The 25,586-nt window shown below is 72.5% G+C and carries 20 protein-coding genes and 1 riboswitch; of the genes, 10 read left to right on the top strand and 10 right to left on the bottom strand.

Annotated elements, in window-relative coordinates; genetic code table 11:
* Nucleotides 1–53: 53 nt before the first annotated feature.
* From ACFYOV_RS08200 to sepH, 3 genes are all read left to right on the top strand, one after another.
* Nucleotides 54–1,292 carry an MFS transporter gene (locus ACFYOV_RS08200; protein ID WP_389084373.1) on the top strand — a complete coding sequence of 413 codons (1,239 nt, stop codon included), beginning with the start codon at nt 54–56 and terminating at the stop codon, nt 1,290–1,292.
* A complete protein-coding gene (locus ACFYOV_RS08195) occupies nt 1,252–2,571 on the top strand; it encodes a D-arabinono-1,4-lactone oxidase (protein ID WP_389084371.1) in 1,320 nt (439 codons plus the stop codon). Before ACFYOV_RS08200 ends, ACFYOV_RS08195 begins: the two co-directional genes overlap by 41 nt.
* 435 nt (nt 2,572–3,006) lie before the next feature.
* The gene (gene sepH / locus ACFYOV_RS08190; RefSeq protein ID WP_389084368.1) at nt 3,007–4,041 is read left to right on the top strand and encodes a septation protein SepH; all 1,035 of its coding nucleotides are present in this window, start codon (nt 3,007–3,009) and stop codon (nt 4,039–4,041) included.
* Nucleotides 4,042–4,169: 128 nt separating this feature from the next.
* On the opposite strand, the gene ACFYOV_RS08185 is transcribed toward sepH, so the two are convergent.
* Nucleotides 4,170–5,021, bottom strand: a complete 852-nt coding sequence (locus ACFYOV_RS08185; RefSeq protein ID WP_389084365.1) for a sulfurtransferase — start codon at nt 5,019–5,021, stop codon at nt 4,170–4,172.
* A gap of 327 nt (nt 5,022–5,348) precedes the next feature.
* On the opposite strand from ACFYOV_RS08185, the gene ACFYOV_RS08180 reads away from it, so the two are divergent.
* The 4 genes from ACFYOV_RS08180 (at nt 5,349) to ACFYOV_RS08165 (ending at nt 8,962) form a co-directional block, all read left to right on the top strand.
* Nucleotides 5,349–6,152: a VOC family protein gene (locus ACFYOV_RS08180; RefSeq protein WP_389084363.1), complete on the top strand. Its 804-nt coding sequence runs from the start codon at nt 5,349–5,351 to the stop codon at nt 6,150–6,152.
* Nucleotides 6,153–6,251: 99 nt separating this feature from the next.
* Nucleotides 6,252–7,079 carry an SAM-dependent methyltransferase gene (locus tag ACFYOV_RS08175; RefSeq protein WP_389084361.1) on the top strand — a complete coding sequence of 276 codons (828 nt, stop codon included), beginning with the start codon at nt 6,252–6,254 and terminating at the stop codon, nt 7,077–7,079.
* A 186-nt stretch (nt 7,080–7,265) separates the two neighbouring features.
* Complete coding sequence (locus ACFYOV_RS08170; protein ID WP_389084359.1) at nt 7,266–8,618, top strand: DEAD/DEAH box helicase; 1,353 nt, start codon at nt 7,266–7,268, stop codon at nt 8,616–8,618.
* A gap of 101 nt (nt 8,619–8,719) precedes the next feature.
* Nucleotides 8,720–8,962: a DUF5302 domain-containing protein gene (locus tag ACFYOV_RS08165; protein WP_389084357.1), complete on the top strand. Its 243-nt coding sequence runs from the start codon at nt 8,720–8,722 to the stop codon at nt 8,960–8,962.
* A 283-nt stretch (nt 8,963–9,245) separates the two neighbouring features.
* On the opposite strand, the gene ACFYOV_RS08160 is transcribed toward ACFYOV_RS08165, so the two are convergent.
* From ACFYOV_RS08160 to ACFYOV_RS08145, 4 genes are all read right to left on the bottom strand, one after another.
* Nucleotides 9,246–9,896 carry a thymidine kinase gene (locus ACFYOV_RS08160; protein ID WP_389084354.1) on the bottom strand — a complete coding sequence of 217 codons (651 nt, stop codon included), beginning with the start codon at nt 9,894–9,896 and terminating at the stop codon, nt 9,246–9,248.
* 74 nt (nt 9,897–9,970) lie between these two features.
* Nucleotides 9,971–11,212 carry an alkaline phosphatase family protein gene (locus ACFYOV_RS08155; protein WP_389084352.1) on the bottom strand — a complete coding sequence of 414 codons (1,242 nt, stop codon included), beginning with the start codon at nt 11,210–11,212 and terminating at the stop codon, nt 9,971–9,973.
* Complete coding sequence (locus ACFYOV_RS08150) at nt 11,212–11,799, bottom strand: DUF5998 family protein (RefSeq protein WP_389084349.1); 588 nt, start codon at nt 11,797–11,799, stop codon at nt 11,212–11,214. Before ACFYOV_RS08150 ends, ACFYOV_RS08155 begins: the two co-directional genes overlap by 1 nt.
* Nucleotides 11,800–11,880: 81 nt before the next feature.
* A complete protein-coding gene (locus ACFYOV_RS08145; protein WP_389084347.1) occupies nt 11,881–14,862 on the bottom strand; it encodes a GNAT family N-acetyltransferase in 2,982 nt (993 codons plus the stop codon).
* 180 nt (nt 14,863–15,042) lie between these two features.
* Between ACFYOV_RS08145 and ACFYOV_RS08140 the strand changes: the two genes are divergently transcribed.
* Nucleotides 15,043–15,324: an HPr family phosphocarrier protein gene (locus ACFYOV_RS08140; RefSeq protein WP_389084344.1), complete on the top strand. Its 282-nt coding sequence runs from the start codon at nt 15,043–15,045 to the stop codon at nt 15,322–15,324.
* 217 nt (nt 15,325–15,541) lie between these two features.
* Here the strand turns inward: ACFYOV_RS08140 and ACFYOV_RS08135 are convergent, their stop codons facing one another.
* The 4 genes from ACFYOV_RS08135 to ACFYOV_RS08120 all read right to left on the bottom strand — a co-directional run bounded on the left by ACFYOV_RS08135 (nt 15,542) and on the right by ACFYOV_RS08120 (nt 20,403).
* Nucleotides 15,542–16,237 (bottom strand): GntR family transcriptional regulator, encoded by a 696-nt coding sequence (locus ACFYOV_RS08135; protein WP_389084342.1) that lies wholly within the window; start codon nt 16,235–16,237, stop codon nt 15,542–15,544.
* Nucleotides 16,238–16,434: 197 nt separating this feature from the next.
* A complete protein-coding gene (locus tag ACFYOV_RS08130; protein ID WP_389084339.1) occupies nt 16,435–17,199 on the bottom strand; it encodes a M23 family metallopeptidase in 765 nt (254 codons plus the stop codon).
* A 12-nt stretch (nt 17,200–17,211) separates the two neighbouring features.
* A riboswitch (cyclic di-AMP (ydaO/yuaA leader) is annotated at nt 17,212–17,376 on the bottom strand.
* Nucleotides 17,377–17,578: 202 nt separating this feature from the next.
* Nucleotides 17,579–18,967: a M16 family metallopeptidase gene (locus tag ACFYOV_RS08125; RefSeq protein ID WP_389084337.1), complete on the bottom strand. Its 1,389-nt coding sequence runs from the start codon at nt 18,965–18,967 to the stop codon at nt 17,579–17,581.
* Nucleotides 18,964–20,403, bottom strand: coding sequence for a M16 family metallopeptidase (locus ACFYOV_RS08120; RefSeq protein WP_389084335.1), 1,440 nt, complete (start codon nt 20,401–20,403; stop codon nt 18,964–18,966). Before ACFYOV_RS08120 ends, ACFYOV_RS08125 begins: the two co-directional genes overlap by 4 nt.
* 413 nt (nt 20,404–20,816) lie before the next feature.
* Here ACFYOV_RS08120 and ACFYOV_RS08115 point away from each other — a divergent pair, with 413 nt between their 5' ends.
* Complete coding sequence (locus ACFYOV_RS08115) at nt 20,817–23,270, top strand: DNA topoisomerase (ATP-hydrolyzing) subunit A (RefSeq protein ID WP_389084332.1); 2,454 nt, start codon at nt 20,817–20,819, stop codon at nt 23,268–23,270.
* A gap of 244 nt (nt 23,271–23,514) precedes the next feature.
* Here ACFYOV_RS08115 and ACFYOV_RS08110 read toward each other — a convergent pair whose 3' ends face one another.
* Nucleotides 23,515–24,687, bottom strand: coding sequence for a CobW family GTP-binding protein (locus ACFYOV_RS08110; protein WP_389084330.1), 1,173 nt, complete (start codon nt 24,685–24,687; stop codon nt 23,515–23,517).
* Between the two features lie 319 nt (nt 24,688–25,006).
* On the opposite strand from ACFYOV_RS08110, the gene ACFYOV_RS08105 reads away from it, so the two are divergent.
* On the top strand, nt 25,007–25,558 hold the full coding sequence (locus ACFYOV_RS08105) for a DUF6082 family protein (protein ID WP_389084328.1): 552 nt from the start codon (nt 25,007–25,009) through the stop codon (nt 25,556–25,558).
* The last annotated feature ends 28 nt before the right edge of the window (nt 25,559–25,586 follow it).

Here is a 25,586-nt window from a genome sequence, read left to right as displayed (position 1 = left end):
GTATCGACTGTGCTCGCACCTTACTGAGCCTTCACTGAGCCCCCGGAGACCCCGTGCCCAGCCCCTATCGCGCCCTGTTCGCCGCTCCCGGCACGAAGGGATTCTCCGCCGCGGGGTTCCTCGGCCGGATGCCGCTGTCCATGATGGGCATCGGCGTGGTGACGATGGTCTCGCAGCTCACCGGGCGCTACGGACTGGCCGGTGCGCTCTCGGCCACCATCGCGCTGTCCGCGGCGGTGGCCGGTCCGCAGGTGTCGCGGTTGGTGGACCAGTACGGGCAGCGCCGGGTGCTGCGCCCGGCCACCCTGCTCTCGCTGGCCGCGGCGGCGGTGCTGCTGTTCGCCGCGCACTACGACTGGCCGGACTGGGTGCTGTTCGCCGCGTGTGTCGGCGTCGGCTGCGTGCCGAGCGTCGGCGCGATGATCCGGGCCCGCTGGGCCGCCCTGTACCGGGGCACCCCGCAGCTGCACACCGCGTACTCCTTCGAGTCCGTGGTGGACGAGGTGTGCTTCATCTTCGGGCCGATCATCTCCATCGGGCTGTCGACCGCGTGGTTCCCGGAGGCGGGTCCGCTGCTGGCGGCCTGTTTCCTGGCGGTCGGCGTCTTCTGGCTGACCGCGCAGCGCGCCACCGAGCCCGAGCCGCACCCCAGGGGGCAGAGCGGCGGCGGCACCGCGCTGCGTTCGAAGGGGCTCCAGGTCCTGGTGGCCACGTTCGTGGCGACCGGGGCGATCTTCGGGGCGGTCGACGTGGTCACCGTTGCCTTCGCGGACGAGCGCGGCCACAAGGCGGCCGCCAGCGTGGTGCTGGCGCTCTACGCGGCGGGTTCCTGCGTGGCCGGCGCGGTGTTCGGGCTGCTGCGCTTCGCGGGGGCGCCGGAACGCCGCTGGCTGCTGGGCGTGTGCGCGATGGCCGTGAGTATGATCCCCCTCCTACTGGTCGGGAACCTGCCGTTTCTGGCCGTGGCGCTGTTCGTTGCGGGTCTGGCCATCGCTCCCACGATGATCACGACCATGTCCCTCATCGAAGAGCACGTACCACGCACGCAGCTCACCGAGGGCATGACCTGGGTGAGCACGGGGCTCGCGGTCGGGGTCGCACTCGGCTCCGCCGTGGCCGGCTGGGTGATCGACGCGGCCGGGGCGCGAGCGGGGTACGGGGTTCCGGCGGTGGCCGGGGCCGTCGCGGTCGCGGTCGGTTTCCTCGGGTACCGTCGGCTCAAGCGGCCGGCTCCGGGTCGGGGAGGCTCCGTTGGGCAGCACAGCACACGGAAAGAACGGCACGTGGCGTAACTGGGGGGGCAATGTCTGCGCCCGTCCCGCGCGGGAGGTCACGCCCGCCTCCGTCGACGAGCTGGCCGCGGCCGTGCGCCGGGCGGCCGAGGACGGCCTGCCGGTGAAGCCGGTCGGCACCGGGCACTCCTTCACCTCCATAGCCGCGACGGACGGGGTGTTGATACGCCCTCACCTGTTGACCGGCATACGTGACGTCGACCGCGAGGCCGGCACCGTCACGGTGGAGGCCGGGACACCGCTCAAGAGACTCAACGTGGCTCTCGCACGCGAGGGGCTGTCGCTGACCAACATGGGCGACATCATGGAGCAGACGGTCTCCGGGGCCACCAGCACCGGCACGCACGGCACGGGCCGCGACTCCGCCTCGATCGCCGCCCAGATCAGGGGCCTGGAACTGGTCACCGCCGACGGCTCGGTGCTCACCTGTTCCGAGAAGGAGAACCCGGACGTCTTCGCGGCGGCCCGCATCGGCCTGGGCGCCCTCGGCATCGTCACCGCTATCACCTTCGCCGTGGAGCCTCTGTTCCTGCTCACCGCGCGTGAGGAGCCGATGCCGCTGGACCGGGTCCTCGCCGAGTTCGACCACCTGCACGCCGAGAACGAGCACTTCGAGTTCTACTGGTTCCCGCACACCCGCCACACCAACACCAAGCGCAACAACCGCAGCGCGGGCCCTGAGCGGCCGGTGCCGCCGCTCAAGGGATGGCTGGAGGACGAGTTCCTCTCCAACGGCGTGTTCCAGGCGGCGAACTGGGTCGGCCGCGCGGCGCCGGCGGCGATTCCGGCCATCGCCCGGATCTCGAGCAGGGCGCTCTCCGCGCGGACCTACACCGACATCCCCTACAAGGTGTTCACCTCTCCGCGCCGCGTGCGCTTCGTGGAGATGGAATACGCCGTCCCGCGCGAGGCCGTGGTGGACACGCTGCGCGAACTGAGGAGCATGATCGACCGCTCGGACCTGCGGATCAGCTTTCCGGTCGAGGTGCGCACCGCTCCGGCCGACGACATCACCCTGTCCACGGCGTCCGGGCGGGACAGCGCGTACATCGCCGTCCACATGTTCAGGGGCACCCCCTATCGGCGGTATTTCACCGCCGCCGAGCGCATCTTCACGGCGCACGAGGGGCGACCCCACTGGGGGAAGATCCACACCAGGGACGCCGAGTACCTCTCCCGGGTGTATCCGCGCTTCACCGAGTTCACGACCCTGCGGAACCGCCTCGATCCGGAAGGCCTTTTCGGCAACGACCACTTGCGCCGCGTCCTGGGGGCGTAATCTGCGGGTCCGAGCCGTGGACCCGCAGTTGAAGCCCCCGATTCCGTTTCCGGTGATGGCGTGAAGTTCCCCACGTTCGAGATCATGGAAGCGGGGAAACGGCGGCCGGGACCGACCCCTTGCCAGAAGTCGGGCGGCGTGCCAATCCACGCACGTGGCCCAAATGGAGTACTGTTGCGAGCCCTGGGTCCGGTCTCCCGTCAGGGTGCTCGGGACCTTCGAGGACCGCCGGGAGGGGGCTAGTTGCACAGGGTGACGCAGTTGGTCACTTAGCGTTGCGAATAGGTAACCGTGCCATAACGGCGATCCAGGGCCCGCGCCCGACACGCCGGGCAACTCGGCAAGGTTGTGGCAGGCTGCACCCGGGCAGGCCACACTCGACTAGCGGAAGCAGCGACGCACGTGACGTCGGCAGGCACCACCCGGGAGGTCCCCATGCCCGAACTGCGTGTCGTGGCCGTCTCGAATGACGGCACACGGCTGGTGCTGAAGGCTGCGGACAGCACGGAGTACACGCTTCCGATCGACGAACGGCTCCGCGCCGCCGTGCGCGGCGACCGTCCCCGCCTCGGCCAGATCGAGATCGAGGTGGAGAGCCATCTCCGCCCCCGTGACATCCAGGCGCGTATACGTGCCGGCGCGACCGCGGAGGAGGTCGCGCAGATGGCCGGCATCCCCGTGGACCGCGTACGCCGCTTCGAGGGCCCCGTGCTCGCCGAGCGCGCCTTCATGGCCGAGCGCGCCCGCAAGACACCGGTCCGCAGGCCCGGCGAGAACTCCGGTCCCCCGCTGGGCGAGGCCGTCCAGGAGCGGCTGCTCCTGCGCGGCGTCGAGAAGGACTCCGTGCAGTGGGACTCCTGGCGCCGCGACGACGGCACCTGGGAGGTGCTGCTGGTCTACCGGGTGGCGGGCGAACCGCACTCGGCGAGCTGGACCTACGACCCGCCCCGGCGGCTCGTCCAGGCCGTCGACGAGGAGGCGCGCTCGCTGATCGGCGAGTCCGACGACCTCGCGGCGCCCGAGCCCAGCTTCCCGTTCGTGCCGCGCATCGCCCGGCTGCCGCGCGACCGCCCGCTGGACCGTTCCGCCGACCGTGAGCGCCCGAGCCCGCCCGCCCAGGCGTCCGAGCCGGCCGAGGAGAGCGCCGGCGAACGCGACTCGCTGACCAGCCTGTTGGAGGCGGTACCGAGCTTCCGGGGTGACCTGGTGGTTCCCGAGCGCACGCCCGAGTCCGTACCCGAGGAGCCCGATCCCGAGCCCGAGGCGGAGGAGCCCCCGGCCCCCGCGGCCTCGGCCGGTTCGGCCTACGCGGACGTGCTCATGCCCCGTTCCGTCGGAAGTCACCGTGACCGGCTCATCGGCGCCACCGACCGCCAGGCCGAGGCGGACGGTGTCAGACCGGGTCGCCGCGCGGCGGTCCCGAGCTGGGACGAGATCGTCTTCGGGACACGCCGGAAGAAGCAGGAGTAACCCAGCGGCTTCGACGGCTGACGGTTTCGGGGGCAGGCGTCCCCGGCACCTCGGCTGGAAGGGGGCGTCCACCGCAGGTGGGCTCCCCCTTGGGCTTCCGGGCCACCGGTCGTGCCTCCCGCGCCGGCCTACTGCGGGTCCGGCCCCACCGCGACCGGCCGCGCCGGGTCCGACGACCACGAGGACCAGGAACCGACGTACAGCGCCGCGGGGATGCCCGCCACGGCCAGTGCCAGGACCTCGTGGGCCGCGGAGACCCCCGAGCCACAGTACACACCGACCTGCGAACCACCGTCCACGCCCAGCTCCTTGAAGCGGGCGAGGAGGTCCGCGGCGGGCAGGAGGCGGCCGTCGGGGCCGACGTTCTCCGTGGTCGGCGCCGAGATCGCGCCCGGAATGTGGCCGCCCACCGGGTCGATGGGCTCCACCTCGCCGCGGTACCGCTCCCCCGCACGGGCGTCCAGCAGCACTCCCGTGCGGGCCAGTTCCGCCGCGCCGTCGGCGTCGAGCAGCCCGGTCCCGCCCGGTGCCGGCACGAAGTCGCCCTCGGCGGGCGTGGGCACGGACGTCTCGAGCGGTCCCTCCCAGGCCGGCAACCCGCCGTCGAGGACCCGCACGTCCGGGTGACCTGTCCAGCGCAGCAGCCACCACGCACGGGCGGCACCCCAGCCCAGCCCTCCGTCGTAGACGACCACCGGTGTCCCGGCCGACACGCCCGCGCGGCGCATCGCGGCCCCGAACTCCCCCAGGTCGGGCAGCGGATGGCGTCCGTGTCCACCCGGCGCGGAGGCCAGCTCCCGGTCCAGGTCCACGAAGACGGCCCCCGGGACGTGCCCGGCCAGGTACGCGGCCCGTCCGTCGAACGGCGGCTCGCCGGCCGCCTTGGCCATGCTGAGCTGCCAGCGGACGTCGAGCAGCACCGGCGGTCGGTCGCCCGCCAGTTCGATCGCGAGGCGGGATGCGGAGATGATGGCGTTCATGGCCACCATCCTCGCGCACGGGGTGGCCGCGTCGCCGAAGTCCGGCTACTCTGCTCCGCCGAACCGCCCCGATCACCTGGCGTACGGGATCGGACACTTGCTGTACAGGCGATGGTCATCCGCCGACCGGCGCTCCGAAGCGACACGTCCTCGTCGTCCCGGGCATTCACCCCCGAACGAGGAGGCTCCCACGGGGCGCGCCGCAGCGCGCGGCGCCGCGGCCGGTGCGACCATCGCCACGGGGACGATCCGCCGAGCGGACGCGACCCGGCCCGTACCCGGGCCGGGGAGAGCACGGCCACCACGAGGGCCGAGAAGAGAGTGACGATGACCGACGCACGGGGGTCCGCCCGCCCGAACGGCGAGGCGCCCGCCCGGCACACACCCGGCACGCCCTGCTGGGTGAGCCTGATGGTGCACGGCATGGAAACCACGCAGGAGTTCTACGGAGCGCTGTTCGGCTGGGAGTTCCGGCCGGGCCCACAGCGACTCGGGCCCTATGTGCGCGCCCTGCTGGGCGGACGCGAGGTGGCCGGCGTCGGGCTGCTGCCGCCGGACCGGCACCTGCCCATCGCGTGGACGCCCTACTTCGCCTCGGCGGACGTCGATCGGACGGCGGAGACGGTGCGCTCGTGCGGCGGCACCATCGGGGTGGGGCCGCTGGACGCCGCCGACGCCGGCCGGCTTGTGATCGGCTCCGATCCGTCGGGCGCCGTGTTCGGGATCTGGCAGGCCGCCGCGCACCTCGGCACGGCCGTCACCGGCGTGCCCGGTGCCCCCGCGTGGAACGAGTTGACCACGTTCGAGTCGGAGCGGGTCGCCAAGTTCTACGCGACGGTGTTCGGTTACGAGGAGGTTCCCGAGGTCTCCGCCGACCTCGACCGCGTGACCCTGCTCCTGGAGGGCCGGCCGGTGGCCGCCGTCCACGGCGTGGGCAACGCGCTGGCGCGGGACCGGGGGCCGCACTGGACGACGTACTTCTCCGTGACCGACACCGACGACGCGGTGGACCACGTCCTGCACCTGGGGGGCCAGGTCCTCAAGCCGCCCCGCGACGGCAGCCACGGCCGGGTGGCCACGGTGGCGGATCCGGAGGGGGCGCGGTTCTCACTGCTGCAGGGCCCACGGTGACACGCACCCGGCCGTGTCGGGCGGACGTGCTCGGGAACCGTCGTGCACCTGGGGGCAGGTTGTCAAAACCGGGGCGGGCGGGGGCAGTTGCGGGAGAAGATGGTCACCATGACGGATGAGGGCTCCGCGGTCGACCCCACCAGACCGAGCATCGCGCGGGTCTACGACTACCTGCTCGGCGGCAAGGACAACTACGCCGTGGACCGGGAGGTGGGCGACGTGTTCAAGCGTGACCTGCCCGGTTCGGTGGCGATCGCCTTCGCCAACCGTGCCGCGCTGATCCGGGCGGTCCGGGAGATCACCACGACCACCGGCGTACGGCAGTTCATCGACCTCGGGAGCGGTCTGCCGACCGCCGACAACGTCCACCAGGTCGCACAACGGCACGCTCCGCGGTCCCGGGTCGTGTACGTCGACAACGACCCCCAGGTGCTGGTCCACGGCCGTGCGCTGCTGGAGGAGAACGACCGGACGCGGGTGGTCCCGGCCGACGTGCGCGCCCCGGAGGCCATACGCACCCACCCGGACACCGTGGAGCTGATCGACTTCGGTCAGCCGGTCGCCGTGATGTTCAGCGCCATCCTTCACCACGTCAACGACGACGAGGATCCGGTCGGTATCGTGCGCTACTGGCGGGACCAGGTGCCCTCCGGGAGCTTCTTCTTCGTCAGCCACTTCCGTTCCGGCGACAACCCGGAGACGGCGCAGGCCGAGCGGGTCCTCCAGCAGACCTTCGGCCGCGGCCGGTGGCGCACCCACGAGGAGATCGCCTCGCTGCTCGACGGTCTGGAGCTCCTCGCCCCCGGGATAGTCCCCGCCTCCCTGTGGCGTCCGGACGCCGGGGACAGCCCGTGGGGCCGCGGTGGCGAGCGCGAGCTCACCGTCTGGGAGCACCTCATCGCCGCCGGACTGGCCCGCAAGCCGTAGGACGGGAGCCCGCAGCGGTCGGACGGGAGCCCGCAGCGGTCGACGTGATGTAGGCTCATCCCTTTGTATCCCTTTGCGTGCTGTTGGCGCACGGCGACTCCGCCTGTTCGGTCACCCCGGCGCGTCGGCTGTTCCTCCCCTCCTACCGGGCCTTCCTCGGTACGTCTCCCCTGCGGAAGGCTCTTCGTGAATCACCCCCCGGTCGCTTCCTTCGCCGGTCTGGATCTGCCGGCCGAACTGCTGCGCACGCTCGGCGAACTGGGTGTCCACGAGCCCTTCCCGATCCAGGCGGCCACCATGCCCAGCGCCCTCGCGGGGCGCGACGTCCTGGGGCGCGGGCGTACCGGGTCGGGCAAGACGCTCGCCTTTGGGCTGCCGCTGCTCGCCCGGACGGCCGGGCGCCGCGCGGAGCCGAAGCATCCGCTCGCACTCGTCCTGGTGCCCACCCGAGAACTGGCCCAGCAGGTCACCGAGGCGCTCGCACCGTACGCCGAGGCGCTGCGGCTGCGGACGGCCACGGTCGTCGGCGGCATGTCGATCGGCCGGCAGGCCACCGCGCTGCGCCAGGGAGCCGAGGTCGTCGTCGCCACCCCCGGGCGGCTGCACGACCTCGTGGAGCGCGGGGCCTGCCGCCTGGGACGGGTGGGGATCACCGTCCTCGACGAGGCCGACCAGATGTGCGACCTGGGCTTCCTGCCGCAGGTGAGCGAGGTGCTCGACCAGGTGCGCCCCGGCGGTCAGCGCATGCTGTTCTCCGCCACCCTGGACGACGACGTCGACCAGCTGGTCCGCCGCCACCTCCACGATCCCGTCGTCCACTCGGTCGACCCGTCGGCGGGCGTGGTGACGACCATGGACCACCATGTCCTGGTCGTCCACGGCCCCGACCGGTACGCCGTCACCACGGAGATCGCCGCCCGCGACGGCCGCGTACTGCTGTTCCTGGACACCAGGCACGCCGTCGACCTGCTCACCCGGCATCTGCGGGCTAGCGGGGTGCATGCCGCGGCCCTGCACAGTGGCAAGTCCCAGCCGCAGCGCACCCGGACCCTGGCGCAGTTCAAGAGCGGCCATGTCACCGTCCTGGTCGCGACCGATGTCGCCGCCCGTGGCCTGCACGTCGACGACCTCGATCTCGTGGTCAACGTCGACCCGCCCACCGACGCCAAGGACTATCTGCACCGCGCGGGCCGTACCGCCCGGGCCGGTGCGTCCGGCACCGTCGTCACGCTGGTGCCGGCCGCCCTGCGCCGTGAGACGAGCCGGATGCTGGCCGGGGCCGGCATCGAGCCGACCGTCACCAAGGTGGCCTCGGGCGAGGCGGAGCTGAGCCGGATCACCGGGGCCAGGGCCCCCTCCGGCACGCCGCTCGACGGCCGGCCTGCCCTGCCCCGCCCCAAGAACACCCATGCTCCCTTCCGCGGCCTGGGCACGAGCAAGGACGCCTCCCGCGGCGCCGGCGGCACGTCCCGGAAGGCCGGCGAGGCCCGCAGGCTCGCCGAGGCCCGCAAGGCGGCCCGGGTGCGTCGCGGCGGATGAGGGACCTCGGTCCCGCGCGGGGCCGCGACGATGTCGCCGGTGCCCGCACCGCGGCGGCATGACAAGCTGTGCTCTCCACTGCCCGAACCCAGGAGGTCACCATGACCGCAGAGTCCGCATCCAGCGAAGGTTCGGAGCCGGTTGCCCCCGAGACATCCGCTTTGGAACCGGACAGCGACGGCCACTACGACCTGAAACGCAAGTTCCGCGAGGCCCTGGAGCGCAAGCGCGGTGCCCAGGCGGATGCCGCCGGCGGTAACGCCAACCCCGATGCGTCGAAGGTCCGCCGGGCACACGGCCCGGCGGCGAGCCAGCGGTCGTTCCGGCGCAAGAGCGGCGGCTGATCCGTGGCCCCGCCGGCCGCGTCACCGGTGCGGACACGGCCGGCGGGGCCGCCCCGGACCACTGCGGGGCGTGCGACGGCCCGTTCGGCCGGTGACGCCTGGGTCTGTCGTTGGATCACGGGGTGCCGACGGGGCTGATCGGCCCGGTGGGCGGGGGCTGGTGCGTGCAGCGGCAAGGCGGAGGAGGGAGTCGACGCGGAGCGTCGGCGAGTGACGACAACACCGCAGATGTGCGTGCCAGCCCCCGCGTCTGCGGTGTGATCCAAACGACGGGCCCCCTGGTCTAGGTGGGCGGCACCGGCAGCACGTCCGGGGAGAGGGCCGCCGCGCGGGCCGTCGCGGCCGTCATGCGGCGACGGTGGTGACGGCGGCACAGCACCTCGTAGCCGACCTCGTCCGCGGAGTCGGTGACGTCGCCGACGACCACCTGGGCGCCCTCGACGACCATGACCCCGCCGACCGTACGGGCGTTGTGGGTGGCGCGGGCGCCGCACCAGCACAGGGCCTCCACCTGGAGCACCTCCACCCGGTCGGCCAGTTCCACCAGCCGCTGCGAGCCGGGGAACAGCTTCGAGCGGAAGTCGGTGGTGATGCCGAACGCGTAGACGTCGAGCTCCAGGTCGTCCACGACGCGCGCGAGTTGGTCGATCTGCCCAGGTGCCAGGAACTGCGCCTCGTCCGCGATCACGTAGTCCGCGCGGCGGCCCTGCGAGAGATGGTCGACGAGATACACGTACAGGTCCGTGTCGTCCCCGACCTCCACCGCGTCCGTGACCAGGCCCAGGCGGGAGGACAACTTGCCCTCGCCGGCCCGGTCGTTGCGGGTGAAGATCATGCCCACGAGGCCGCGCGCCGACCGGTTGTGCTCGATCTGGAGAGCCAGCGTCGACTTCCCGCAGTCCATCGTTCCGGAGAAGAACACCAGCTCGGGCATGGGGAGGGAAGCACCTTTCGGCATGGTTCGGCGGGGCGTGGTTCGTCGGGCGAGGGCGGCGGGGAGGCCGGACTTCAGGAGCGTACTTCGAGCAACGGGACGAGCTGCTCCGCAGGGGTCATCGACCCGTGGTTGCCGACCATCGACGACTCCTTCGGCTCCCGCTCGGAGGCGATGAGCAGGACGTCGTCCCGGGCGGCGGCGACCACGTCGCCGATGCGCCGGTACACGCGGTCGTCGACCCGGGGACCGAACCATCCGGCCGCGATCGCCTCGTCGCGCGACGCCACCCAGAACTGCTCGCCGAGCACCTCGCGCCAGCAGGTCAGCACGTCGTTCGCGGCGCCGGGCACGGCGTAGACGTGCCGGGCACGCCCCTCGCCGCCGAGCAGGGCGACCCCCGCGCGCAGCTCCCAGTCCTCGTCGAAGTCGATGCGGTGTGCCTCGCCGAAGGGCACGTCGACCATGCCGTGGTCGGCGGTGACGTAGAGGGCGCTGCGCGGCGGGAGTTGTTCGGCCAGGCGCTGGACCAGCCGGTCGACGTACATGAGCTGGCCGCGCCAGGTGTCGGAGTCGACGCCGAAGCGGTGACCGGCGCCGTCGACCTCGGCGTAGTACGTGTAGACCAGGGAGCGGTCGGCGGCGGCCAGTTGCTCGGCCGCGAAGTCCATGCGCTCCTCGCCGGTCAGCCGCCCGTGGAAGGCGCCGCCGCTGAGCGCGATCTTGGTGAGCGGGGTGTTGGCGAAGGTCGGGGAGGACACCTGCGCGGCGTGCACCCCCGCGCGGTGGGCCACCTGGAAGATCGTGGGGTACGGCTGCCAGGTGCCCGGGGAGGTCCAGGGCTGCCAGCGCAGCTGGTTCATCAGCTCGCCGGTGTCCGGATTGCGCACGGTGTAGCCGGGCAGGCCGTGGGCGCCCGGGGGCAGACCGGTGCCGACCGACGCCAGGGAGGTCGCGGTCGTCGCCGGGTAACCGGCGGTGATGGGGCGCCCCGTGCCCCCGCGCGACGTGGCGAGCAGGGACGTCATGAAGGGGGCGTCCTCCGGATGCGCCCTCAGCTGCTCCCAGCCGAGGCCGTCGATCAGGAACACGCAGTTCCGGTCGGCGGGGGTCAGCTCGGGGATCGCCGCGGCGGTGCCGGGGACGCCCATGCCCGCGGCGAGCGTGGGCAGCAGGTCGGCGAGCGACCCGGTGCCGTACTCGGGCACGGGAGCCGACTCCAGGGGGAGGGGTTCCGGGTGGTTCTCCCAGGCGGTGGCGTGGCTGCTGCCGTGCAGCGGCTGCGCCGGGTGCCCGGAGGGCGTGGGCCGCGCCATCAGCGCGTCTGGTCCGCGGTCGCCTCGGAGAGGGCCTGCGCGAAGGCGAGCGCCTGGCGCACCGTCTCCGGGCCGTCCCCCGCCTCGCTGACGCGAAGGCTGAGATCGTCCGCCGTGGAGTTGCCCGTGTAGCCGTGGTCGGCCTCGCAGTTGGGGTCGCCGCAGGCGGCCGGCTCGAGGTCGATGCGGGAGACGGCGCCCCAGCCGATGGTGAGCACGATCTCGCGGGGCAGGGTGCCCGGGGTGTAGGACTCCGGGTTGGCGACCACACGGCTGACCACGATCGACGAGATCCGGCCGAGCTTGACCGACTCGGTGGAGGTGGTGGCGTACGGCGTCGGGGAGGTGCTGTCGGCGGACTGCTCGTCGGTGTGGCTGACGATGAAGCGGTTGCCGGTGAGGACGAGGACGGTCACGTGCCGCCGCACCTCGTTCTGGTCGAACGTCGTCTCCTGGTGGACCAGGTACGACCGGATGGGCTCGCCGCCCACCGCGGCCTCCACCGCCTCGGCCACGAGGGCCGGGTAGTAGCCGCTGCGCTCGATCGCCGCCCGCAGCCCCTGGGTCGTCGTACTGGTCTTGGCCATGACGCCCATCCTACGGGGGACCACTGACTGCGAGGCACCGCTCACGGCTCTCCCCGTTCTCCGCTCGGTCCGTGCGCGGCGTCAGTACGTGGGGAGGGTCCGCGGACCCAGGTCGTCCCGGGCGGGGGGCGGGGCGAGGCGTACGGTGGCGCCTAGGACGCTCAGGCCGTGCGGGGCGACGACGACCGGTTCCAGGGTCACCGCGACGACCTCCGGGTGGTCGTCGACCAGCCGCGACACCCGCAGCAGCAGTTCCTCCAGGGCGGGGGTGTCGACGGGCGCGGAACCGCGCCAGCCGAACAGCAGGGGAGCCGTCCGGATGGACCGCACCAGGGACGTCGCCTCCCGGTCGGTGACCGGGATCAGCCGGTGTGCCATGTCCCCGAGCAGCTGTGAGGCGGCCCCGGCGAGCCCGAAGGACAGCACCGCACCGGCCGCGGGGTCGATCACGGCCCGTACGACGGTGTCGACGCCGCGCGGCGCCATCCGCTGCACCACGGGGCGCAGCTCCTCCGACGTGCCGAACAGCTGCGTCAACTCGACGTACGCACGGCGCAGTTGCTCCTCATCGGCGAGGTCCAGGCGCACGCCGCCGAGGTCCGCGCGGTGGCGCAGGTGCGGGGCGGTGGCCTTGAGGGCGACGGGGTAGCCGAGGGCGCGGGCGGCCTCCACGGCGGCGTCGGGGGTGGGCGCGGGCAGGGCGCGGTGGACCTGGATGCCGTACATGCCGAGCAGGTCGCAGGTCTCCTCGGCGCCGGGGGTCAGGCCCTGTCCGCGGGTGAGCAGCCGGTCGATGAGCGCGGCGGCGCCCTTCTGGTCGATGTTCTCGTACTCGGGGACCTTGCCCGGGTCGGCCGCGTCCCGTCGCCACTGGGCGTACGCGACGGCCTGGGCGAGCGCACGGACGGCGCGTTCGGCGGCCGGGTAGGCGGGGATGAGGTGGGCGCCTTCGGGCGGCTCGACGGCGGCGTGCCCGGCCTCTGCGGTGGGGGTGCCGTGCGGGGTGGTGGGTACGGGGCGGGGGCCGGCGGCGGGTGGCTGCTGGGGTGCGCCGGCCGCCGGTGCCGTGGGGGTGCCGGAGGCGGGGGCCGTGCCCGGTGTGGGAGCCGTGGGGGGCGTGGCGGCCGGGTTCGGCACGGGGGGCGTGGCGGCGTCCGGCACCGGCTGCGGTGCCGGACCGGCCACCGGCTGCCGTGCCGTGCTCGCCGCCGCGGACAGGGCCTCCGCGAGGCCGCCGAGTTCCACGTGGACCACCAGCACCGGCTTGGACGGTGTCGCCGCGGCGGCCGAGCGCAGGGCCTGCGCGAGCGCCGCGTCGCCGACCGAGCCCTCCCCCACGGCCGGGATCGCGGTGACGACGACCGCGTCACAGGTGTCGTCCGCCAGGGCCCGGGACAGGGCCGCGTGGAAGTCCGCCGCCGAGGCGGCGGTGGTGAGGTCGAGCGGGGGGTGCGGGTGCAGTCCCTCGGCCAGGCAGGCGTCGTAGGTGAGCAGGCCCAGCGACTCGGAGTTCCCGAGGATCGCCACGCGGGGCCCGGCCGGCAGGGGCTGGCGGGCGAGCAGCAGGCCGGCGTCGACGAGTTCCGTGATGGTGTCCACGCGGATCACCCCGGCCTGGCGCAGCAGCGCCGACACGGTGGCGTGCGGCAGCCGGGTCGCCCGCACGGCGTGACCCTGCGGGGCCGCCCCGTGACGTGCGCCCTGGACCACGACCAGCGGCTTCGCCGCCGCCGTGCGCCGCGCGAGGCGGGTGAACTTGCGCGGGTTGCCGATGGACTCCAGGTACATGAGGGCGACGTCGGTGTCGGGGTCCTCGTACCAGTACTGGAGGACGTCGTTGCCGGAGACGTCCGCGCGGTTGCCGGACGAGACGAAGGTCGACACGCCCGTGACACCGGTGACGCCTCCGCCGCGCCGGTGCAGCCGCGAGAGCAGGGCCACGCCGATGGCGCCGGACTGGGCGAACAGCCCGATCCGGCCCGGGCGCGGCATCCGGGGCGCGAGCGAGGCGTTCAGCCGTACGTCCGGGGAGGTGTTGATGACACCGAAGGCGTTCGGTCCGATGATCCGCATGCCGTACGTGCGCGCGTGCCGCACGAGGGCGCGCTGGCGCTCACGGCCTTCCGGACCGGACTCGGCGTACCCGGCGGAGACGACGACGAGCCCCTGCACGCCGTGTTCGCCGCACTCGGTGACCACCTCGGGGACCCGCTCGGCGGGCACGGCGACGACCGCGAGGTCGACGTGCGCGCCGATGTCCCGCACGGAGCGGTGCGCGGGCACCCCGTCGAGCTCGGTCTGCCCCTCGGGGAGGGCCCTGTTCACCGCGTACAGACGGCCGGTGAACCCGGCGTCCCGGATGTTGTCGAGGATGCTGCGGCCCACACCGCCCGGCGTGCGGCCGGTGCCGATGACGGCGACCGAACCGGGAGCGAGCAGCCGCTGCACGGAGCGGGCCTCGGCGCGCTGCTCGCGCGCGAACTGCACGGCCAGGGAGCGGTCGGTGGGCTCGAGGTCGAACTCGAGCCGGACGACCCCGTCCTCGAAGCTGCGCTTCTGGGTGTACCCGGCGTCGGTGAACACCTTGATCATCTTGGTGTTGGCGGGCAGCACCTCGGCGGCGAAACGGCGGATTCCGCGCTCCCGCGCGACGGCGGCGATGTGTTCGAGCAGCGCGGAGGCGACACCGCGGCCCTGGTGGGCGTCCTGGACGAGGAAGGCGACCTCGGCCTCGTCGGCCGGTGCGGAGGCGGGCGCTCCGTGGGCGCCGATGCGGTCGTACCGTACGGTGGCGATGAACTCGCCCCCCACCGTGGCCGCGAGTCCCACCCTGTCCACGAAGTCGTGGTGGGTGAAGCGGTGGACGTCCTTCGCGGACAGACGCGGATAGGGCGCGAAGAAGCGGTAGTACTTCGACTCGTCCGACACCTGCTCGTAGAAGCTGACCAGGCGCTCGGCGTCATCGACGGTGATGGGGCGGACGCGTGCGGTGCCGCCGTCGCGCAGCACCACGTCGGCTTCCCAGTGGGCGGGGTACTCGTGCCGGTCCGACGAGGTCTGCATGGGCCCCAGAGTACGGGTCGCGTCCGACAACGGCGCGAGGCAGTCTGTGGAGGACACAGAACCGGGCCGAGGCCGCGGTCCGGAACCACCCCGGTGAGGGAGCGACGCCCCGCTCCGGGCATGCTCGACGATATGGGAAACTGGTCTAGACAACCCTGAACACCTGAAGGGCAGCAACACATGGCTGAGCGCCGCGTCAACGTCGGCTGGGCCGAGGGTCTCCACGCCCGTCCCGCCTCCATCTTCGTCCGGGCCGCCACGGCCACAGGCGTCCCGGTGACCATCGCCAAGGCCGGGGGCACCCCCGTCAACGCGGCGTCCATGCTGGCCGTCCTGGGCCTGGGTGCCCAGGGCGGCGAGGAGATCGTGCTCGCTTCCGACGCCGAGGGCGCGGACGCCGCCCTGGACCGTCTGGCAACGCTGGTCTCCCAGGGGCTCGAGGAGCTTCCCGAGACCGTCTGAGCCCCTGCGGCAAGGGGCGGAGCGGCGCCGACCCTCGGGTGGCGCGGCTCCGCCCTTTTCCTGTCGCTCTGCACGTGGGTGCATGCCGCACCGGATTCACCAGCGGCATCCAAAGGCACCTCACCCGGAGGCGGCTTTCAATTTCCGCGAGCACGTGAAAACGGGCAGCAGAAATACCGCCCCACCGAATGACCCTTCTTTGTATACGGCCCTTTTGTTAATGCCGCAGGCTCGGCGTGTTTACGGGATGTTGCGAGTTCCTCACACGCTCCGCGCGGTCCGGGCCGGGGCCGAAGCGGAGGCGGTGCGCCCCGGTCCGGCGCTCGGTGTGCAGCGCCGTCAGGGCCCGCGCCCGCTCGCCGTCGCCACGTGCCACGGCGTCCACGATCGCGCCGTGCTCCGCCCAGGACTCCACCGGGTCGGACGGCCCCTCCACCGCGTACATCCAGGCGATCTTGTGCCGCAACTGCGTCAGCATCGACGTCAGCGCCGGGCTGCCGGCGGCCTGGGCGAGCGTCTCGTGGAACCATCCGCCCAGGGAGCGCAGGTCGTCGCTGCTGCCCCGGCGGGCGCGCTCCTGGCCCAGCCGCACCAGGCCGCGCAACACCTTCAGATGGGCCTCGGTACGGCGTTGCGCCGCACGGGAGGCCCCGAGCGGCTCCAGCAGCAGGCGCATCTCCAGCAGGTCGGCGGCCTCCTGCTCGGTGGGTTCGGCCACGCACGCGCCCGCGTGCCGCCGGGTCACCACGAACCCCTCGGCCTCCAGGGTGCGCAGGGCCTCCCTGACGGGCACGCGCGAGACGCCGTAGCGGCGGGCGAGGAGTTCCTCGGTGAGCCGGCCACCGCGCTCGTAGACACCCGCGACGATGTCGTCCCGGATCGCCGTGCACACCGAGTGCGCGGGAACACGCATGACGAACCTCCGGCTTAATCCCCGTGAAACGTCGACGATGGACGTGTGTTCCGTGACTCTATTGCAATCGACCGGAAATTCCGACGGCGGGCCGGATTCCATGCGAATCTTTTGGACAACCACTCCTTCGAAAACGGCGAAAGCCCCGGCTCGGGGGCCGGGGCTTTCGTGCAGGTGGGGCGGGGGCGCGCGTCGCGTCAGAGCTTCACGCCGTGCGTGCGCAGGTACGCGACCGGGTCGATGTCGGAGCCGTACTCGGCGGTCGTGCGGGCCTCGAAGTGCAGGTGGGCTCCCGTGACGTTGCCGGTGGCACCGGAGAGGCCGATCCGCTGGCCCGGGGTGACCTGCTGGCCGACCGAGACGCTGATGGACGACAGGTGGCCGTACTGGGTGTAGGTGCCGTCGTGCATCCTGATGACGACCTGGTTGCCGTAGGCGCCGCCCCAGCCGGCCTCGACGACGGTGCCCATGCCGACCGACTGCACGGGAGTGCCGCCGGCGGCGTGGAAGTCGACACCGGTGTGGCTGCCGGAGGACCAGACGGCGCCGCCGCTCTTGTAGCCGGTCGAGACGTAGGAGCCGGGGATCGGGGAGACGAAGGTGTTGAGGCGCTTACGCTCGGCCTCGCGGGCGGCGCGCTCGCGGTCCTCGCGGGCCTTCTTGGCGGCCGCGACCGCCTCCTCGCGGGCGGCCTCCTCGGCGGCCCGGCGGGCGGCGGCCGCCTCGGCGGCCTCCTGCTGGGCGGTCGCCTGGGCGTCGATCTGGGCGGCGACGTCGTCGCCGATGGTGACGACGGGGGTGAGTCCGGTCTGCTCGGCGGCGGGTTCGGCCGCGAGCGCCGGGGCCGTGAAGGATCCGATGACGCCGGTGGTGGTGAGGGCCGCGACGCCCGCCGCGCGGGCGGTGCCGCGCTGCATCCGGCTGGGACGACGGTGCTTCCCCGTGGCGCGGGTGAACGCCATGTACAGGCTGGTCCTTTCCTTCCCTCTCGCCTACCGGGTTAGCTGACGGGTTCGGAGCAGGAAGGTCTCCTACGGACCCCCTCGCGGCACGCGCGGGCGTCCGATTCACCCCAGGGACTGCGATGGGTCCCCGGCTCCCCTGGCTCGCGCCGTACGGGGACTCGGCGATGACTGTCCGGTGCCGCGGGTGCGGCGCACTGCCTGACGAACAGCCCGGACGACGCTAAACGGGGCGACTTTCAATCCTCAAACGAATCCCGGTTTTTGTAGCGCATCCCACAGGTCAGACAGGCAACCTCCGCCCCAATCCGGGCATAAGGGAGCCCTGGTGACTTTCGTGTCACCAGGGCTCCGGGCGCGCGTGCGCCTGCCGCGCCGTCTACTCGGCCGACACCACGCCGACTTCGCCGATGCCGAGGGCCTCGACGGGCTCCTTGATCTGCGCCGCGTCACCGACCAGGACGGTCACCAGGCGGTCCACCGGGAAGGCGTTCACGACGGCCGCGGTGGCCTCCACGGTGCCGGTCGCGGCCAGCTGCCGGTACAGCTGCGCCTGGTAGTCGTCGGGCAGGTGCTGCTCGACCTGGTCGGCCAGGGTGCTCGCGACGGCCGCCGCGGTCTCGTACTTGAGCGGCGCCACGCCCACGAGGTTCTGCACGGCGACGTCGCGCTCGGCGTCGGTGAGCCCCTCCGCGGCGAGCGTGCGCAGCACCGTCCACAGGTCCTCCAGGGCGGGACCGGTGTTCGGGGTGTCGACGGAGCCGCTGATGGCGAGCATCGCCGCGCCGGTGCCGTCCGGGGCGGACCGGAGCACCTGCCCGAACGACCGCACGCCGTAGGTGTAGCCCTTCTCCTCGCGCAGGACGCGGTCCAGGCGGGAGGTGAGGGTGCCGCCGAGGCAGTAGGTGCCGAGCACCTGGGCCGGCCACACGCGGTCGTGCCGGTCCGGGCCGATGCGGCCGATCAACAGCTGGGTCTGGACGGCGCCGGGGCGGTCGACGATCACGACCCTCCCGGTGTCGTCGGCGACGACGGGCGGCACGGGACGCGACCGGGCCGGGGAGCCGGTCCAGGAGCCGAGCGTGTCGCCGAGCAGCGCGTCCAGGTCGACGCCCGTGAGGTCGCCGACGACCACGGCGGTGGCGGTGGCGGGGCGGACGTGCTTCTCGTAGAAGGCTCGTACGGCCGCCGCGTCAATGCCGGTGACCGTCTCCTCGGTGCCCTGGCGCGGGCGCGACATGCGCGAACCCGCCGGGAACAGCTCCTTGGAGAGCTCCTTGGCGGCCCGGCGGGAGGGGTTGGCCAGCTCGTGCGGGATCTCGTCGAGGCGGTTGCGGACGAGCCGTTCGACCTCGCTGTCGGCGAACGCGGGTGCCCTGAGGGCCTCGGCGATCAGCCCGAGCCCCTTGGCGAGCCGCGAGGCCGGCACCTCCAGGCTCAGGCGTACGCCGGGGTGGTCGGCGTGCGCGTCGAGGGTGGCGCCGCAGCGCTCCAGCTCGGCGGCGAACTCCTCGGCCGAGTGCTTGTCGGTGCCTTCGGAGAAGGCCCGCGCCATGATCGTGGCGACGCCGTCCAGGCCGGCCGGTTCGGCCTCCAGGGGTGCGTCGAGCAGCACCTCCACGGCCACGACCTGCTGGCCGGGGCGGTGGCAGCGCAGGACGGTCAGGCCGTTGCCCAGCGTCCCGCGCTCGGGGGCCGGGAAGGCCCAGGGCTTGGCCTCGCCCGCCTGCGGCTGGGGGTGGAAGTCCATCTGGGCGAGCTCGGTCACTTCGCCGCCTCCTCGTTCTCGTCGGTGCCGGCTGCCGCGGCGGCTTCCCCGGTGTCCCCGGCGCCCTCGGTGTCCGCCGCGTCCTGCGGGTCGGCCACGTCCTGCGCGTCCTGCGCATCCTGCGCGTCGTCGGCGGCGACGGGCTCGTAGACGAGCACCGCGCGGTTGTCGGGGCGCAGGCGGGCCGCGGCGACTTCCCGCACCTCCTCGGCCGTCACCTCGAGGACGCGCTGGACCGCCGTCAGGGCGAGCTGCGGGTCACCGAACAGCACGGCGAACCGGCACAGTTCGTCGGCGCGGCCGGCGACCGTGCCCAGCCGGTCCAGCCACTCTCGCTCCAACTGGGCCTGGGCCCGCTCCATTTCCTCGGCCGTGGGGCCCTCCTCCGCGAACCGGGCGAGCTCCTCGTCGATGGCGGCCTCGATGACCGGCACCTCGACGTCGCCGGACGTCTTCACGTCCAGCCAGCCCAGGGAGGGCGCCCCGGCGAGTCGCAGCAGGCCGAACCCTGCCGCCACGGCCGTACGGTCCCGCCGCACCAGCCGGTTGTAGAGCCGCGAGGACTCGCCACCGCCGAGGACGGTGAGGGCCAGGTCGGCGGCGTCGCACGCGCGCGTGCCGTCCTGCGGCAGCCGGTAGGCGGCCATCAGCGCCCGCGCGGGGACCTCCTCCTCGACGACCTCGCGCAACTGCTCGCCGATCACGTCGGGCAGCGTGCCGTCGCGGGGCTCGGGCTTGCCGTCGTGCGAAGGGATGGAACCGAAGTACGTCTCGATCCAGGCGAGCGTCTGCTCCGGGTCGATGTCGCCGACCACCGAGAGGACGGCGTTGTTCGGGGCGTAGTAGGTGCGGAAGAACCGGCGGGCGTCCTCGAGGGTGGCCGCGTCCAGGTCCGCCATCGACCCGATGGGCGTGTGGTGGTAAGGGTGGCCCTCCGGATAGGCGAGGGCGGTGAGCTTCTCGAAGGCGGTGCCGTAGGGCACGTTGTCGTAGCGCTGGCGGCGCTCGTTCTTGACGACGTCCCGCTGGTTCTCCATGGACTCCTCGTCCAGGGCGGCCAGCAGCGAGCCCATGCGGTCGGCCTCCAGCCAGAGGGCGAGCTCCAGCTGGTGGGCCGGCATGGTCTCGAAGTAGTTGGTGCGCTCGAAGCTGGTGGTGCCGTTCAGGGAGCCGCCGGCGCCCTGAACGAGCTCGAAGTGACCGTTGCCCTTCACCTGGGCGGATCCCTGGAACATCAGGTGCTCGAAAAGGTGAGCCAGGCCCGTACGCCCCTTGACTTCGTGCCGCGAACCGACGTCGTACCAGAGGCACACCGCCGCGACCGGGGTCAGGTGGTCCTCGGAGAGCACCACGCGCAGGCCGTTGGCCAGGCGATGCTCGGTCGCTGTCAGGCCGCCGGAGCCTGCCTGCGCTGTGGCCGTGTGACCCATGGGCATGTACGTCCCTTCGATCGCGGAGGCGGGTCGTCGATCCGCCGTTTCTGCCGGTCCTGCCACTGTATGCAAGCGTGTGGAGCACCGCCGAAGTTCCCGGGCGGGATCGGGTACGCCGAGAGCGAGAAGCGGGCACAGGGAAGAGGCCGGCGGTGCGGGGCGGAACGATGGGGCCTTCGTGACCTCTGTGGCGACGAGGCGGACGCCGGCGTTCCGCCGAACCGTTCGCCCGTCCCCAGGCCGGTTCGGCGCGACCCGCGGCGGGGAGCGGCCGCCGGTCCGCGTAATCTGCTCGCGCCGCCGCCCCGTCCCCGCGCGGGAGCCGCAACCGGGTCCTTGTCCCGGTTGTCGGTGCGGCGGTCCACAATGGTCCGCGTCAGATCCCGTCACACGCTTCAAGCAAGGAGCCGGCAGCGATGGCCCGCCGCAGCACGAAGACCCCGCCGCCCGACGACTCGTACGAGGAGAAGATCCTCGACATCGACGTCGTCGACGAGATGCAGGGCTCCTTCCTCGAGTACGCGTACTCGGTCATCTACTCCCGCGCCCTGCCGGACGCGCGCGACGGTCTGAAGCCGGTGCACCGCCGCATCGTCTACCAGATGAACGAGATGGGACTGCGCCCCGAGCGCGGCTACGTGAAGTGCGCCCGCGTCGTCGGCGAGGTCATGGGCAAGCTGCACCCCCATGGTGACGCGTCGATCTACGACGCCCTGGTGCGCATGGCCCAGCCCTTCTCCATGCGGGTCCCCCTGGTCGACGGCCACGGCAACTTCGGCTCGCTGGGCAACGACGACCCGCCGGCCGCCATGCGGTACACCGAGTGCCGGATGGCCGAGGCCACGAGCCTGATGACCGAGTCCATCGACGAGGACACGGTCGACTTCGCGCCGAACTACGACGGCCAGGAGCAGGAGCCGGTGGCGCTGCCCGCCGCCTTCCCCAACCTTCTGGTGAACGGCGCCTCGGGCATCGCCGTCGGCATGGCCACCAACATGCCTCCGCACAACCTGCGCGAGGTCATCGCGGCCGCCCGCCACCTCATCCGGCATCCGACCGCCGATCTCGACGCCCTCATGAAGCACGTGCCCGGCCCCGACCTGCCCACCGGCGGCCGGATCGTCGGCCTGTCCGGCGTCCGGGACGCGTACGAGACCGGCCGCGGCACCTTCAAGATCCGCGCGACGGTCACCGTGGACAACGTGACGGCCCGCCGCAAGGGCCTGATCGTCACCGAGCTGCCCTTCACGGTCGGCCCGGAGAAGGTCATCGCCAAGATCAAGGACCTGGTGGGGTCGAAGAAGCTCCAGGGCATCGCCGACGTCAAGGACCTCACCGACCGCGAGCACGGGCTGCGTCTGGTCATCGAGATCAAGAACGGCTTCGTGCCGGAGGCCGTCCTGGAGCAGCTGTACAAGCTGACGCCCATGGAGGAGTCCTTCGGCATCAACAACGTGGCGCTGGTGGACGGCCAGCCGCTCACCCTGGGCCTCAAGGAGCTCCTCGAGGTCTATCTCGATCACCGCTTCGACGTCGTGCGCCGCCGCTCGGAGTTCCGCCGCGGCAAGAAGCGCGACCGCCTGCACCTGGTCGAGGGTCTGCTCACGGCCCTGGTGGACATCGACGAGGTCATCCGCCTGATCCGCTCCAGCGAGAACTCCGCGCAGGCCAAGCAGCGCCTGATCGAGCGCTTCTCGCTCAGCGACGTCCAGACCCAGTACATCCTCGACACGCCGCTGCGCCGCCTCACCAAGTACGACCGCATCGAGCTGGAGTCGGAGAAGGACCGGCTGAACACTGAGATCGAGGAACTGACCCGGATCCTGGAGTCGGACGCGGAACTGCGCAAGCTGGTCTCGGCGGAACTGGCGGCGGTCGCGAAGAAGTTCGGCAACGACCGCCGCACGCTCCTGCTGGAGTCGGCGGGCACCCCGGCCGCCGCCGTACCGCTCCAGGTGGCGGACGACCCGTGCCGCGTGCTGCTGTCCTCGACAGGCCTGCTGGCCCGTACGGCGAACGACGAGCCGTTCGCGGAGGACACCGGCAAGCGGGTCAAGCACGACGTGATCGTGTCGGCGGTGCCCGCGACGGCCCGCGGCGAAATCGGCGTGGTCACCTCCTCGGGCCGCCTGCTCCGGCTGAACGTCGTCGACCTCCCCCAGCTGCCGGAGACGATGCCGACGCCGAACCTCTCGGGTGGTGCGCCCCTGGCGGAGTTCGTCTCCCTGGAGGACGACGAGCAGGTGGTCTGCCTGACGACGCTGGACGAGTCGTCGCCGGGGCTGGCGCTCGGCACCGAACAGGGTGTCGTCAAGCGCGTGGTGCCCGATTACCCCTCCAACAAGGAGGAGCTGGAGGTCATCACCCTCAAGGAGGGCGACCGGATCGTCGGCGCGGTCGAACTGCGCACCGGCGACGAGGACCTGGCGTTCATCACCGACGACGCCCAACTGCTGCGCTACCCGGCCGCCCAGGTCCGGCCGCAGGGCCGCCCCGCCGGCGGCATGACCGGCATCAAGCTCGCCGAGGGCGCGAAGGTCATCTCGTTCACGGCCGTCGACCCGGCGGTGGACGCGGTGGTGTTCACGGTGGCGGGCTCGCGCGGCACCCTGGACGACTCCGTCCAGACGACCGCCAAGCTGACGCCGTTCGACCAGTTCCCGCGCAAGGGCCGAGCCACCGGCGGTGTGCGCTGCCAGCGGTTCCTCAAGGGCGAGGACTGCCTGTCCCTGGCCTGGGCGGGTCCGGTCCCGGCCCGCGCAGCACAGAAGAACGGCACCCCGGTCGCCCTGCCGGAGCCCGACCCGCGCCGCGACGGCTCGGGCGTGTCCCTGGCCAAGACGGTGTCGGTGGTCGCGGGGCCGGTCTAGGGCGGGACAGGTCGAGGCGGCCCGCGTACCGCTGAGCCGTCCCGGCCCGAGACGCTGCCGGGCCGGTCCGGAAGGCTGCCGGGCCGGCCCGCACACCGCCGGGCGGGAGATCGGCCGGTTCGGACCGGCCGTCGCACGGGACCGGCCGTCGCACGGGACCGGCCGTCGCACGGGACCGCCGTGGCATTGAGGCCCGCACCATCGGCTCGGGGCGGGCCGGGCCGGCCCGTCGGTATTGGTTCCGTCAGTCGGTGGCGGGCACGGGCCCGCCGGCCCCGGGATCCGGCCCGTCGGTTCCGGGTTCCGTCGAGTCGGTTCCGGTGTCCGTCCAGTCCGGCTCGGGATCGGGTCGGTCGGCCGGGTCCTGCGGCTCCCGGACGTAGCGCAGCACGCCCCACATGGCCTGCTCGTCGGCGTGCGGGGTATCGCTCACGCACGCCTCCAGCTGTTTGGTGAGGGCGGCCGCCTCGATGCCGGCCCCGATGAGTACGAGTTGAGTGAGCCGCTCCTCGCCCGGCGGCCATGCCTCCGGGTAGAACCGCAGGAACCGCCCCACGGCGTGCACCACGTACCGGTTGCGAGTGTCGTGCGGCCCGAGGTCGACGTAGCCCTTGATCCGGTACAGCCCCTCGGGCCGGCCGTCGAGGAACGTCATCAGCCGGCGGGGATCGAGCGGGACCTCGGAGACGAACGAGAGGCTGTCGTACCCGGTGTGCAGGTGCCCGGTGTGCAGGTGCCCGGCGTGCCCGTCCTCGTCCTCTTCCGCCCCGTGTCGGGTCAGGTCGTCGAAGGACAGCTGCCCGATGCGCTCCTCGCTGGGCCGGCAGTCGAAGAGGAACTCGGGGTCGATCCGTCCGAAGACGGCCGGTACGACGGCGGCACCGCCGGCGAGGTCACGGACGAGATCGAGCACGCGCGCGGCGTCCGCCGCCCGGTCGAGCTTGTTCACCACCACCAGATCGGCGAGGCCGAGATGCCGGTCGATCTCGGGGTGCCGGACCCGCGTCCGGTCGAACTCCGCGGCGTCCACGACCTCGACGAGGCCCCCGTAGACGATCCGCGGGTGCTCGCTCGCCAGCACCATCCGCACGAGTTCCTGCGGTTCGGCCAGGCCGCTGGCCTCAATGACGATCACGTCGATTCCGGCGGAGGGCCGGGCCAGCCGCTCCAGGTAGGCGTCCAGCTCGCTGCCGTCCACCGCGCAGCACAGGCACCCGTTGCCGAGCGACACGGTCGAGTCCCCGAGCGCCCCGGCCACGGCCATGGCGTCGATCTCGATCGCCCCGAAGTCGTTGACGACGGCGCCGATCCGGCTGCCACCGCTGTGATGGAGGAGGTGGTTGAGGAGGGTGGTCTTTCCCGAGCCGAGGAAACCGGCGAGGACGACCACCGGAATCTGCGTGCTTCCCTGCTCCAACGCGCCCCCTTCTCCCGCCCACGCGCACCCCGGCTCACGCAGCGGCGTGCGCACGAGGAATGAATGACGCCCCAGGATACGAGCTGCCCGCACTGATCCGCAGTGAACGATTGTTGGCAGCGCTCGCGGGGCAGACGTTGTGCAAGGCGCCGGATCGTGCGACCCCGCTTCCCTCCGTGCGCCTCTTCTCCGCCTCCCCGCCGATCAGAGCCGCTCGGCACCCTGGAGGCGGCACGCGCCGCGCCCATCGCTCGCCGGTACCCATGAGTCGAACCCGCACCCGACGACCGGCGGACGGACGCCTGATTCGGGGGTTGACATGGCCACACGGAAGAACAGCACGGGGAGGCTTGGTCCCGCAGCCACCGGTCTGGTGCTCGCAACCGCCACGCTGACGCTCGCCGCGCGCCAGAGGCGCCTGGAGGCGGAACGCGTACAGGCACGGCGTCTGGAACTCGAGGAGCTCACCTCCCGGCGCAGGGCGCTGGCACACCAGCAGCGCATGCACTGGGAGTTGCTGTCCCGGGCCATCGACGATCCCTCCCTCGCCGCGGTGATCGACACCTACGACAAGGACATCCCGGCGGCCAAGCGCCGCCAGTTCTTGTACGCGAACGCCTGGTACGTCAACCTCTACCACCTGTACCGGGCGGGCATCGTCAGTCAGGACGAGCTGTTCGGGCACCTGCGGGAGATCTTCCAGAACCCGTTGATGAGGGAGTACTGGGAGGCCTCGAGGGGCCAGCGGGCCACGCTGAAGCAGACCTCCGACGAGGCCCGGATGGGCCACATGGTCGACGGCCTCATCCGTGACCTCGAGGAAGCGGACACGGACGAGTGGTGGGTCGTGGGCAACCCGCCCTCGGAGTGAGACCCTCAGCCCGAGCGGCATCCGACCC

This window comes from Streptomyces sp. NPDC005931 (genome assembly GCF_042871235.1).
Lineage (GTDB): Bacteria > Actinomycetota > Actinomycetes > Streptomycetales > Streptomycetaceae > Streptomyces.
Note: the sequence above shows the minus strand (reverse complement) of the source record. Positions and strands in the feature narration are given on the sequence as shown.

What these genes read in the sequence shown, in the direction of transcription:
- sepH (WP_389084368.1), top strand. Translation starts at nt 3,007, where the DNA reads ATGCCCGAACTGCGTGTCGTGGCCGTCTCGAATGACGGCACACGGCTG.
- ACFYOV_RS08185 (WP_389084365.1), bottom strand. Translation starts at nt 5,021, where the DNA reads ATGAACGCCATCATCTCCGCATCCCGCCTCGCGATCGAACTGGCGGGC.
- ACFYOV_RS08180 (WP_389084363.1), top strand. Translation starts at nt 5,349, where the DNA reads ATGACCGACGCACGGGGGTCCGCCCGCCCGAACGGCGAGGCGCCCGCC.
- ACFYOV_RS08175 (WP_389084361.1), top strand. Translation starts at nt 6,252, where the DNA reads ATGGTCACCATGACGGATGAGGGCTCCGCGGTCGACCCCACCAGACCG.
- ACFYOV_RS08165 (WP_389084357.1), top strand. Translation starts at nt 8,720, where the DNA reads ATGACCGCAGAGTCCGCATCCAGCGAAGGTTCGGAGCCGGTTGCCCCC.
- ACFYOV_RS08160 (WP_389084354.1), bottom strand. Translation starts at nt 9,896, where the DNA reads ATGCCCGAGCTGGTGTTCTTCTCCGGAACGATGGACTGCGGGAAGTCG.
- ACFYOV_RS08155 (WP_389084352.1), bottom strand. Translation starts at nt 11,212, where the DNA reads ATGGCGCGGCCCACGCCCTCCGGGCACCCGGCGCAGCCGCTGCACGGC.
- ACFYOV_RS08150 (WP_389084349.1), bottom strand. Translation starts at nt 11,799, where the DNA reads ATGGCCAAGACCAGTACGACGACCCAGGGGCTGCGGGCGGCGATCGAG.
- ACFYOV_RS08145 (WP_389084347.1), bottom strand. Translation starts at nt 14,862, where the DNA reads ATGCAGACCTCGTCGGACCGGCACGAGTACCCCGCCCACTGGGAAGCC.
- ACFYOV_RS08140 (WP_389084344.1), top strand. Translation starts at nt 15,043, where the DNA reads ATGGCTGAGCGCCGCGTCAACGTCGGCTGGGCCGAGGGTCTCCACGCC.
- ACFYOV_RS08135 (WP_389084342.1), bottom strand. Translation starts at nt 16,237, where the DNA reads ATGCGTGTTCCCGCGCACTCGGTGTGCACGGCGATCCGGGACGACATC.
- ACFYOV_RS08130 (WP_389084339.1), bottom strand. Translation starts at nt 17,199, where the DNA reads ATGGCGTTCACCCGCGCCACGGGGAAGCACCGTCGTCCCAGCCGGATG.
- ACFYOV_RS08120 (WP_389084335.1), bottom strand. Translation starts at nt 20,403, where the DNA reads ATGCCCATGGGTCACACGGCCACAGCGCAGGCAGGCTCCGGCGGCCTG.
- ACFYOV_RS08115 (WP_389084332.1), top strand. Translation starts at nt 20,817, where the DNA reads ATGGCCCGCCGCAGCACGAAGACCCCGCCGCCCGACGACTCGTACGAG.
- ACFYOV_RS08105 (WP_389084328.1), top strand. Translation starts at nt 25,007, where the DNA reads ATGGCCACACGGAAGAACAGCACGGGGAGGCTTGGTCCCGCAGCCACC.